4 protein-coding genes are annotated in these 6,000 nt (G+C 70.3%); 2 read left to right on the top strand and 2 right to left on the bottom strand.

Annotation, left to right across the window (positions count from 1 at the left end):
* Positions 1 to 293 precede the first annotated feature (293 nt).
* On the top strand, positions 294 to 2,327 hold the full coding sequence (locus tag ACFWI9_RS19580; protein WP_387163611.1) for a DUF1996 domain-containing protein: 2,034 nt from the start codon (positions 294 to 296) through the stop codon (positions 2,325 to 2,327).
* A 95-nt stretch (positions 2,328 to 2,422) separates the two neighbouring features.
* Here the strand turns inward: ACFWI9_RS19580 and ACFWI9_RS19575 are convergent, their stop codons facing one another.
* The gene (locus ACFWI9_RS19575; RefSeq protein ID WP_387163608.1) at positions 2,423 to 3,538 is read right to left on the bottom strand and encodes a mechanosensitive ion channel family protein; all 1,116 of its coding nucleotides are present in this window, start codon (positions 3,536 to 3,538) and stop codon (positions 2,423 to 2,425) included.
* A 324-nt stretch (positions 3,539 to 3,862) separates the two neighbouring features.
* Here ACFWI9_RS19575 and ACFWI9_RS19570 point away from each other — a divergent pair, with 324 nt between their 5' ends.
* A complete protein-coding gene (locus ACFWI9_RS19570; protein ID WP_387163606.1) occupies positions 3,863 to 4,255 on the top strand; it encodes a DUF2267 domain-containing protein in 393 nt (130 codons plus the stop codon).
* Positions 4,256 to 4,289: 34 nt separating this feature from the next.
* On the opposite strand, the gene ACFWI9_RS19565 is transcribed toward ACFWI9_RS19570, so the two are convergent.
* Positions 4,290 to 5,837, bottom strand: a complete 1,548-nt coding sequence (locus ACFWI9_RS19565; RefSeq protein WP_387163604.1) for a bifunctional phosphatase PAP2/diacylglycerol kinase family protein — start codon at positions 5,835 to 5,837, stop codon at positions 4,290 to 4,292.
* Positions 5,838 to 6,000: the final 163 nt, after the last annotated feature.

The following is a 6,000-nucleotide window of genomic DNA, read 5'->3' as shown; positions in this document are numbered from 1 at the left end:
TGGGGGGGGGGGGGCCGCGCCCTGCCGTTGGGGGGGGGAGGGGGCTGCCCGGGGGGGGCGGTGGGGCCCGCGGCCGCGGCCGGCGGGCCCCCCACACCTGTACCGGATTCGGCCCAAGTTCCCTGTCGGTTTGAACGCCCCGTGTGTCACTTCCGTATGTACCTCGACGCTGCTCTCACATCAGCGCGCGTGTACGGCACGCCGGCAAGGAAACATAGGAGCTCCAATTGGGACGCACAGTGCGGCGACGGTCTAAGCGGGGCAAACGAGCGCTTGTTGCCTCGATCGCTCTCATGTTGGGTGGGGGTGGCCTGATCGCGGTCAACTCCTATGCCTCCGCCGGTGAAGGCGGTGGGCCCTGGCCCAGCGGATGGAACGGGGAGAACCAGACGCAGAGCGCCGGTGCCGCCGCGTCGACCATCAAGTGCCCCGAGGTGGCCAACGGGCTGCCCGAGGTGCCGGAAGGCGCCAGGCAGGAGGTCGACCGTGAACTGGCCGCGATGGACAGCCAGATCACCGAGGCGTACCAGCGTTTCGCCGATGAGAGGGACCGGATAGCGGCCGATCCGCAGTACGCGCGGAACGCCGTACTCGATCCGCTGAAGGCCAAGCGTACGGCCGGTATCGAACGGATCTCGATCGCCATCGGCCGGGGGGCGGGGGATAGCCCGGAGGGCCTTGAGGCCATGGCCCCGTGCGCCCTCCAGGCCGATGACGCCGACACCGGCGACCAGGAGCAGGGGCAGGACGGCGGCCAGGAGCAGGACGGCGGTCAGGACCAGGGCGCCGGCGGTCAGGGCGACGGCAGCGGTGGTCAGGCCGGTAACGGCCCCGAGGCGTCCGACTTCGTGGACATCCAGTCCATCCAGCCGAACGTGCAGAACCCGCAGCCGCAGCAGGGCGCTTCGCAGGGCACCTTCAGTACCAGCTGCGGCACGAACCAGAACGGCAAGTTCAACCCGGACAACGTCATCGTGGCGCCCGGTGTGAGCAACGGTGCCCACCATATGCACGACTATGTGGGCAACCAGGCCAACGACGCCTTCGCCAGCGACGACGACCTCGCCAACGGCCAGACGACCTGCCAGGACCAGGGCGACAAGTCGACGTACTACTGGCCGGTGCTGCGTGTGCAGAACGGTCAGGACGAGAACGACGCGCAGGCCGACGGCGGTGGCAAGGACAAGAACGTCGGCGAGATCCAGACACCGTCCGAGGTGACGCTGAACTTCGTCGGCAGCCCGGTCGGCGAGGTCACCGCGATGCCGCGGTTCCTGCGCATCATCACCGGTGACGCCAAGGCGTTCGTCAACGGCAACGCCAACGCGAACGCGTCCTGGAGCTGCACGGGCTTCGAGGACCGCCAGCTCAAGGACAAGTACCCGATCTGCCCCGAGGGCAGCAAGGTGGTGCGCTCGTTCAAGTTCCAGAGCTGCTGGGACGGCCAGAACGCGGACAGTGCCAACCACCGCACCCATGTCGCGTTCGCGGACCAGAACGGCGCCTGCCAGAACGGCTTCAAGGCCATTCCGCAGCTCGTGCAGCGGATCGTGTACGACGTGCCGCCGCCGGTCTTCGACGGGGACAACCCGAGCGTCTTCGCGGTCGACTCGTTCCCCGAGCAGCTGCACAAGCCGGTCACGGACCACGGCGACTTCATCAACGTCTTCGATGACAACCTGATGAACGAGCTGGTGAGCTGCATCAACGAGGGGCGCAAGTGCGGCGCCGGCGGCGACGCGGGAGCCCCGCCGGCCGGTGACGACGACCAGCAGGACCCCCCGGCGCCTGGTGACCCGGGTGCGGGCGAAGGCGATGATGGCAACCAGGACGACGGTGGCAACCAGGACGGTGGCGACCAGAGCGATGGTGGCAACCAGGACGGTGGCGACCAGAACGATGGTGGCAACCAGAACGATGGTGGCAACCAGGACGGCGGCGAGCAGTCGCAGGCTCCGGGCGGCGACGCCGAGCAGCCCGAGGCCCAGCCGGGCTCCGACGCCAATCAGCCCTTGGTGAAGAGCAAGCCGAGCGCTGCGGCCGGTACCGGCAACACAGGCGACGCCAACGACTCGGCCGCAGGCCAGCCCGCCGGGACCGGCACCACCCCGGACGACGGTGGCGGCGACCAGCAGAACAAGCCCGCCGAGCAGGGCGGGTCCGCCGACCAGGTGGTCGACACGGCCGACCAGGCCCAGGCCGGAGGCAGCCTCGCCTCGACTGGTGCCCAGCTGTGGCCGTCCGCGGCCGGAGCCATGCTGCTGATCGCGGGTGCCGCCGTGCTGCTGCGCACACGTGGCCGGGGCCAGGGCGCGCGCCGGCGATAGCGGCGTACCCTTTCCGCCAGGCAGCCCCCTGCCGGACCCGTACACGGGTCCGGCAGGGGGCTGATGTGCGTCTCACCGCGCGCCTGCCCGGACGCTCACACCGGGGGAGCGGTGGGGGTGCCGTGCACGGGAGCGTGCACGGTCAGGGCCTGCTCGGTGGAACGCTGCTGAGGGATCGGCAACTCCCCCTGCTCCACTGAGATGGTCCGCATCGGCGCGGGAACGCTGATGCCCTCGGCGCGGTAGCGCCGGTGCAGCCGCTTGATGAACTCGTGCTTGATCCGGTACTGGTCGCTGAATTCGCCGACGCCCAGGATCACCGTGAAGCCGATACGTGAATCGCCGAACGTATGGAAGCGGATGGCCGCTTCGTGGTCCGGCACACCACCGTCGACATCCGCCATCACGCTGTCGATGACCTCCGTCGTGACCTTCTCCACATGGTCCAGATCGCTGTCGTAGCCGACCCCCACCTGAACGGTGAGCGTCATCTGCTGCTCAGGACGGTGGTAGTTGGTCATATTGGTCCCGGACAGCTTGGTGTTCGGGATGATCACCAGGTTGTTGGAGATATGGCGCACCACGGTGTTGCGCCAGTTGATGTCGACGACGTACCCCTCCTCTCCGCTGCTGAGCCGGATGTAGTCGCCGGGCTGCACCGTCCTGGAGGCGAGGATGTGCACACCCGCGAACAGATTGGCCAGGGTGTCCTGAAGTGCCAGTGCGACCGCGAGACCGCCCACACCGAGAGCCGTGAGCAGCGGGGCGATGGAGACACCCAGGGTTTCCAGGACCACAAGGAAGCCCATGGCGATGACCACGACACGGGAGATGTTCACGAAGATCGTGGCTGATCCGGCGACACCGGACCTGGACTGCGCCAGGGCCTGTACGAGACCGGCCACGATCCTGGTGGCCGTGAGGGTCGCGGCCATGATGAGAACCGCGGTGAGCACCATGTTGACGTTGCGTCCGACGGGCGCGGTCAGCGGCAGCACCGACGCCGCCACGGCCGCGCCTCCGGTGACCGCTGCCCACGGGATCAGCGCCCGCAGCGCGTCCACGATGATGTCGTCGCCGCCCCAGCGGGTCCGGCTCGCACGCACGCCGAGCCATTTCAGGAGCAGGCGCAGCAGCAGGCCCGCGGCCACGCCCGCGGCCAGCGCTATTCCGGCGACGATCAGATCATGCGGGGTGAGGTCCCGGTTCAACGCTCCCCTCCCGCGGTGCGGGGGAGTGCGCGTGCGGCGGTGGATGCCGCTCTGAGCCGGATGTGATGTCTCGTCACCTTGCCACCTGTGGATTCTGGGAGTGCGGTCGTACGGTCACGCCGGGGTGAACGGAAACCGCGGCTCCGACCGGCGCGATCTGACATCCTGCCGCACACCGTGCAGGGCCGTCAGAAGGCCCCCGGTCCCGACGAATTCGACCAGTTCCGCGCTCGTCGTCCGTGTGGGTGACGGATCGCGTAGTCCACCCCCTCGCGGGTAACGGGGGTGCATGCCGCCGAGGGGCGGCGACGACAAGGAGCGGACATGAACATCCCCCTGGAAACGCTGCTTGATCAGGTTCAGGAACGGGGCCGCTACACCCTGCGGCAGGAGGCCGCACACGCCACCGAGTCGGTCCTGGACGTACTGGGAGCCCATCTGGTGGGTGACGACCGCAGTGATCTCGCCCGGTTGCTGCCGCGGCAGTGCGGCCCGCTGCTGACCGATGGAGAGCCGGCCAGCGAACCGCTGACCCCGCGCGGGTTCGTCGCGGCGGTGGCGGCCCGTGACCACGGCGACTTCGGCGAAGCCCGGCGCGCCGTCACCGCCGTGCTGGGCGTCGTCGCCGAGACCGCCGACGACGCCCTGCTACGGCGTATCCTCACCCAGCTCCCGCCCGGTCACGCCGGGTTGTTCGGCCGGATGGAACCGTCCTGAGCGACCGACGGCTTCTGCTCAGTCCGCCACAGGCTCAGTCCTCCACAGGGCGGTAGACCGTCAGAGCCTCGTCGAGCTTGTCGAGCAGCAGCGAGGACGGGGCGGGCACGACCTCGCCGTCATACGCCATGCTCGTGCCCTCGGGAAGATCGGAGATCAGCAGCCGGCGTGGCCGCGCCGAGGCGTACAGACGGGTGCGGGCGAGCCCGCCCAGGACAGCGGTGGCCAGCAGCCGGGTGCGGGCGAACCGCCCGCCGTGCGCGATTCGGACATCGAGCAGACCGTCGGACAGGTCATGCCGCCGGGCCGGAGCCATGCCGAGGCTGCGGTAGGCCCCGTTGCCGGCGAACAGCAGCCAGACGGACCTGGCCCTCCCGTTCACCTTGGCGCGCAGCGGACGGGCCGTACGCAGCACCTGGAGCACGGCGATCAGGGCTGCCGGTGGTCCGCCGACGCGCGGTGACCAGTGCTCCCGGACGCGCACCAGTTCCGGATAGACCCCGATGCTGAAGGTGTTGAGGAAGTAGCGCGGCTCGTCCGCACCCGGCTGGGCGCCCCCGCGCTCGGCGGATGCCTCCTCCTCCGCATCCGGGAGCGTCCTGATCCGGCCGACATCGGCCCGCACCGCGCTGCCCGCCTCCACGGCGGCGCACGCGACCGCGATCGTGTCGGCGCCCAGGTCGGCGGCGAAGTGGTTGAAGGTACCGCCGGGCAGCACGGCGAGCGGGACGTCGAAGCGGAGCGCGCACGCAGCCGCCGCGTTCACCGTGCCGTCTCCGCCGCACACCCCGAGCGCACCGCCGGACTCGGCGGCGGCCTTCGCCGCCTCGGCGAGCACCTCGGGCAGCGGGCCGATCTCGGGGTCGTAGACCACCACACGCGCCTGCGGCAGCGCCGTCTGGAGCTGACGCACCGGGTCGATCAGCTGAGGCTGGGCCCCCGAGGACGGATTGACGACCACGGTGAGGCCCTTCCCCTCAGGAAGTGCCGGGGCGTCAGCCCGGGGCCTGGCCGGTGCCGGGAGCTGCGATCGGGAGGGTACGAGCCCCCGCGCCGCGTACGCCGCTCCCACCCCGAGCGCGGCGCCGACCAGCACGTCGCTCGGGAAGTGGACACCGGTATAGACCCGTGAGAAGGCCACCGAAGCCGCGACCGGGGCCACCGCCGCGCCCCAGCCGCGCGACTCCATGGCGACACCGGTCGCGAAGGCCGCCGCGGAGGCGGCGTGCCCGGAAGGGAAGGAGCTGGTCACCGGCTGGTGCGGCAGGTGCCGGATGATCGGGACATCGTCCAGCAGCGGTCTGGCCCGCCGTACCGCCCCCTTGGCCAGGGTGTTCACCGTCGCCGAGGCCAGCGCGAGGGACGCGACCCCGCGTACCGCGGCCCGTCGTCCCCGCACTCCGCCGAGCGCCCAGATCCCGGCGCCGATGCCGAACCACAGCAGCCCGTGGTTGGCGCTGGTGCTCAGACGCGGCAGCACGGGCTCAGCGCCCGGCCAGCGCCGCGAGGCGACCCTGGCGAAGAGGGCCACGTCCCTGGCGTGCAGGCGGTGTCGGATTCTTCCCACCCGGAGTGTGTTCATGGGCTCCCCATACCCAGCCGCCGCGTTTCCACCACGCCTCTTCACCCGTCATGCCTGCTCAAGGGCGTTCATGCCCGCACGGGCACATCCCGAAGGAATGGGAAGGGGCCGAGGAGACACGGAAGGACGCAGGGACCGGAAGCGGTGGAAGGGAAGGACGGAG

It is taken from the genome of Streptomyces sp. NPDC127084 (assembly GCF_042724175.1).
Classification (GTDB): domain Bacteria; phylum Actinomycetota; class Actinomycetes; order Streptomycetales; family Streptomycetaceae; genus Streptomyces.
Note: the sequence above shows the minus strand (reverse complement) of the source record. Positions and strands in the feature narration are given on the sequence as shown.

Coding starts and splice junctions, on each gene's coding strand:
- ACFWI9_RS19580 (WP_387163611.1), top strand. CDS start 294: ATGTTGGGTGGGGGTGGCCTGATCGCGGTCAACTCCTATGCCTCCGCC.
- ACFWI9_RS19570 (WP_387163606.1), top strand. CDS start 3,863: ATGAACATCCCCCTGGAAACGCTGCTTGATCAGGTTCAGGAACGGGGC.
- ACFWI9_RS19565 (WP_387163604.1), bottom strand. CDS start 5,837: ATGAACACACTCCGGGTGGGAAGAATCCGACACCGCCTGCACGCCAGG.